Annotated in this window: 1 protein-coding gene; it reads right to left on the bottom strand. The window is 77.5% G+C overall.

Annotation, left to right across the window (positions count from 1 at the left end):
* On the bottom strand, positions 1–4,146 hold a 4,146-nt coding region (locus tag VFZ20_RS06790; RefSeq protein ID WP_329683086.1), incomplete at both ends, for an amino acid adenylation domain-containing protein.

Below are 4,146 nucleotides of genomic sequence, written 5' to 3'. Positions count from 1 at the left end.
GGGGGGCCGCGGGCGGTCCGTGGGGATCTCCAGCAGGGGCGGCGCCCCGGCCAGCCGGTCCCGCCACCACGCCATCTGCGCGTCCAGCACGCCGCCCGCCAGCCACCCGCGCTGCCACGCCGCGAAGTCGGCGTACTGCACGGGCAGGGGGGCCAGGGCCGGCGCGCGCTCCCCGGCAAAGGCGCCGTACAGCTCCGACACCTCGCGCACCAGCACGCCCATGCTCCAGCCGTCGCTGGCGATGTGGTGCATGGTGAAGAACGCGGCCCACGCCTCCGTGTCCAGCCGCGCCAGCCGGGCGCGGAAGGGCGCGCCGGCCGCCAGGTCGAACGGCCGCCCCGCCTCCTCGTCCGTCATCCGGCGGACGGCGTCGTCGCGGTCCGCCGGCGACAGCCCCCGCAGGTCCTCCACGGGGAGGGTGAAGGGCGCGGCGGGGGCCACCACCTGCACGGGCTCGCCCGCCACGGTGCCAAAGGTGGTCCGCAGCACCTCGTGCCGCTCCACCAGGGCCGTGAGGGCCCGCTCCAGGGCGGAGGCGTCCAGCTCGCCCCGCAGCCGCAGGGCCACGGGGATGTTGTACGTGGCCTGCCCCGGCCGCAGCTGCTCGATGAACCACAGCCGCTGCTGGGCGAACGAGAGCGGCAGGGCGCCGCCGCGGGGGGCGGGCTCCAGGGGCGGGGCCTGCACCCCGGCCCCGGCGCGGAGCACCGCCTCCACCCGCTGGGCCAGGGCCGCCGGCGTGGGGGCGTCGAAGAGGGCCCGCAGCTCCACCTCGGCCCCCAGGGCCGCGCGCACGCGGGACATCATCCGCGTGGCCATGAGCGAGTGGCCGCCCAGCTCGAAGAAGCCGTCGTCGCGGCCCACCCGCTCCACTCCCAGGACGTCGGCCATGATGCCGGCCAGCGTTTCCTCCACGGGGGTGCGGGGCGCCTCGTACTCCGCCGCGGCCCCGGACGCGAAGTCCGGCGCGGGAAGGGCGCGGCGGTCCACCTTGCCGTTGGGGGTCAGGGGCAGCGCCTCCAGCAGCACGAACGCCGAGGGCACCAGGTACTCCGGCAGCGTCCCCGCCAGGGCCCCGCGCAGCTCGGCGGGGGTGAGCGTCCCCGCCCGCGCGGGGACCACGTACGCCACCAGGCGCCGCTCGCCGCCGTCCGCGCGCACCTCCACGACGGCCTCGCGCACGTCGGGGCGCCGCAGCAGCACGGCCTCGACCTCGCCCGGCTCCACGCGGTAGCCCCGCAGCTTGACCTGGGTGTCCACGCGGCCCAGGAACTCCAGCGTCCCCCCGGCCGTCCAGCGCACGCGGTCGCCCGTGCGGTACAGGCGGGCGCCGGGCGCGCCGGCGAACGGGTCGGGGACAAAGCGCCCGGCCGTGAGGGCGGGCCGGCCCGCGTAGCCGCGGGCCAGGCCGTCGCCGCCCGTGAACAGCTCGCCGGGCACGCCCACGGGCATGGGGCGCATCCCGCCGTCCAGCACGTACACGGTGGAGTTCTCGACGGCCCGGCCGATGGGGACGGACGCGCCCGCCTCGTCCGGGGCGCGCACGGCGTGCGTGGCGCTGAAGGTGGTGTTCTCCGTGGGCCCGTAGCCGTTGATGACGGTGAGCCCCGGCACCGCCTCCAGCACGCGGCGCACGTGCGCGGGCGACAGCACGTCGCCGCCCGCCAGCAGCTGGCGCACGTGGCGGAAGGCCGCCGGGTGCTCGTCCACCAGCTGGTGAAAGAGGCCGGCCGTGAGCCACAGCGTCGTCACCCGCTGGCGCTCCAGCTCGGCGGCCAGCTCCGCCAGCGAGGGCGTGCCCGCGGGGAACACGGCCAGGCGGGCGCCGTTCAGGAGCGCCCCCCAGATCTCGAAGGTGGACGCGTCGAAGGCGATGGGGGCGAGCTGCAGGACGGTTTCCTCCGCCCCCAGCCGCACCCAGCTGCCCCCGCGCGCCAGGCGCAGCACGGCCCGGTGCGGCACGGCCACCCCCTTGGGCGTGCCCGTGGAGCCCGACGTGTAGACCACATACGCCAGGGCCTCGGCGGGCACCTCCACCCGCGGGTCGTCCCCGGGCTCGCGGGCGATCTCGTCGCGGGCGGCGTCCAGCAGGACCGTGGCCACGCCGTCGGTGGGAACGACCCCGGCCAGGCGCGTCTCGCTCACGAGGACGGAGACGCCGGCGTCGGCCAGCATGAAGGCCAGCCGCTCGCGCGGGTAGACCGGGTCCAGGGGCACGTACGCGCCGCCGGCCTTGAGGATGGCCAGCACGGCCACCACCAGGTCCGCCGAGCGCTCCAGGCACAGCCCCACGCGGCTTTCCGGGCCCACGCCCCGGCGGCGCAGGTGGTGGGCCAGGCGGTTGGCCCGCCGCTCCAGCGCGGCGTAGGTGAGCGCCTCGCCCCCCGCGGACAGGGCCACGGCGTGCGGGGTGCGCGCCGCCTGCTCCGCGAACAGGGCGTGGAGGGAGGCGTCGCGCGGGTAGTCGGCCCGCGTTCCGCTCCACGCGCCCAGCAGCCGCTCGCGCTGGGCCTCGTCCAGCAGGGAGACGGCGGAGAGGGGCGCGTCGGGATCGGCCGCGACGGCCTCCAGCAGCCGGGCCAGGTGCGCCGCCATCCCCTCGACGGTGGCGCCGTCGAACAGGTCGGTGCGGAAGAGGAGCGTGCCGCCGATGCGCTCGCCGGCGTCGTGCATGGCCAGGCTCAGGTCGAACTTGGCCGCCTCCAGGGCGCCGCCCAGGGCCACGGCCCGCGCCTGGCCAAGGGCCAGCGGCTCCTCCGCGGCCGTGTCCAGGGCAAAGAGCGCCTGGAAGACGGGCGTGCTGGTCTGCGTGCGCTCCGGCTGGATCTCGTGCACCAGCTGCTCGAAGGGCAGGTCCTGGTGGGCGTGCGCCTGCAGCACCCCCTCGCGCACCCGGTGCACCAGGGCCCGGAAGGCGGGGTCGCCGGACAGGTCCGTGCGCAGGGCCAGCAGGTTGACGAAGAACCCGATGAGGTTCTCCACCTCCAGCCGCGAGCGGCCGGCCACGGGGGTGCCCACCACCACGTCGTCCTGCCCGGCGTAGCGGCCCAGGAGGGCCTGGAAGCCGGCCAGCAGGGTCATGAACAGGGTGGCGCCCTCCGCCCGCGACAGGGCGCGCAGCCCCCGCGACGCCGCGGGCGAAAGGACGAACGAGCGGCCCTCGGCGCGGGCGCCGGGGGCGGCCGTGCGGGGGCGGTCGGTGGGCAGCGCCAGCAGGGGCGGCGCGCCGGCCAGGCGCCCGCGCCAGTAGCCCAGCTGGCCCTCCAGCACGGGGCCGGCCAGCCACGCCCGCTGCCACGCGGCAAAGTCGGCGTACTGCACCGGCAGGGCGGGCAGCACGGGCGGCCGCCCCTCCGCCAGGGCGGCGTACAGCTCCGACATCTCCCGCACCAGCACGTCGCGCGACCACCCGTCGCTCACGATGTGGTGCAGGGTAAAGAGGACGGCCGTGTCGTCGTGGTCCAGGCGCAGCAGGGTCACCCGCAGGGCGGGGGCCGCGGCCAGGTCGAAGGGGCGCTCCGCCTCCTCCCGCATGCGGCGCCGCAGCTCCGCCTCGCGCGCGTCCGGCTCCAGGGCCGACAGGTCCGCCCGCGCGGGGCGCACGGGGGCCGGGGGCAGCACCACCTGCACCGGCTCGCCGCCGCGCGCGGGAAAGACGGTGCGCAGCGACTCGTGGCGGGCCACCAAGGCGTCCAGGGCGCGCTCCAGCACGTCCAGGTCCAGGGGCCCCCGCAGCCGCAGGGCGTGCGGCATGTTGTACGCGACGCCGCGCGGGTCCATCTGCTGGATGAACCACAGCCGCTGCTGCGCGAAGCTCAGGGGCAGGTCGCCGTCGCGGGGCACCGGCACCAGGGGCGGGGCCTGGAGGCCGGCGTCCGCGCGCAGCAGCCCCTCCACCCGCTCCGCCAGGGCGGCGGGGGTGGGGGCGGCGAACAGGGCCCGCAGGGGCACCTCCACCCGGAACGCCTCGCGCACCCGCGAGATGAGGCGCGTGGCGATGAGCGAGTGGCCCCCCAGGGCAAAGAAGTCGTCGTGCACGCCCACGCCCGGCTTGCGCAGCACCTCGGCAAAGAGGGCCGTGAGCACCTCCTCGGCGGGGGTGCGCGGGGCCGCGGGCGCCGCGTGGGCGGCGCCCGCCTCCACGGG

It is taken from the genome of Longimicrobium sp., assembly GCF_036280135.1.
Classification (GTDB): Bacteria; Gemmatimonadota; Gemmatimonadetes; order Longimicrobiales; family Longimicrobiaceae; genus Longimicrobium.
This window is presented reverse-complemented; position numbering and strand designations above follow the sequence as displayed.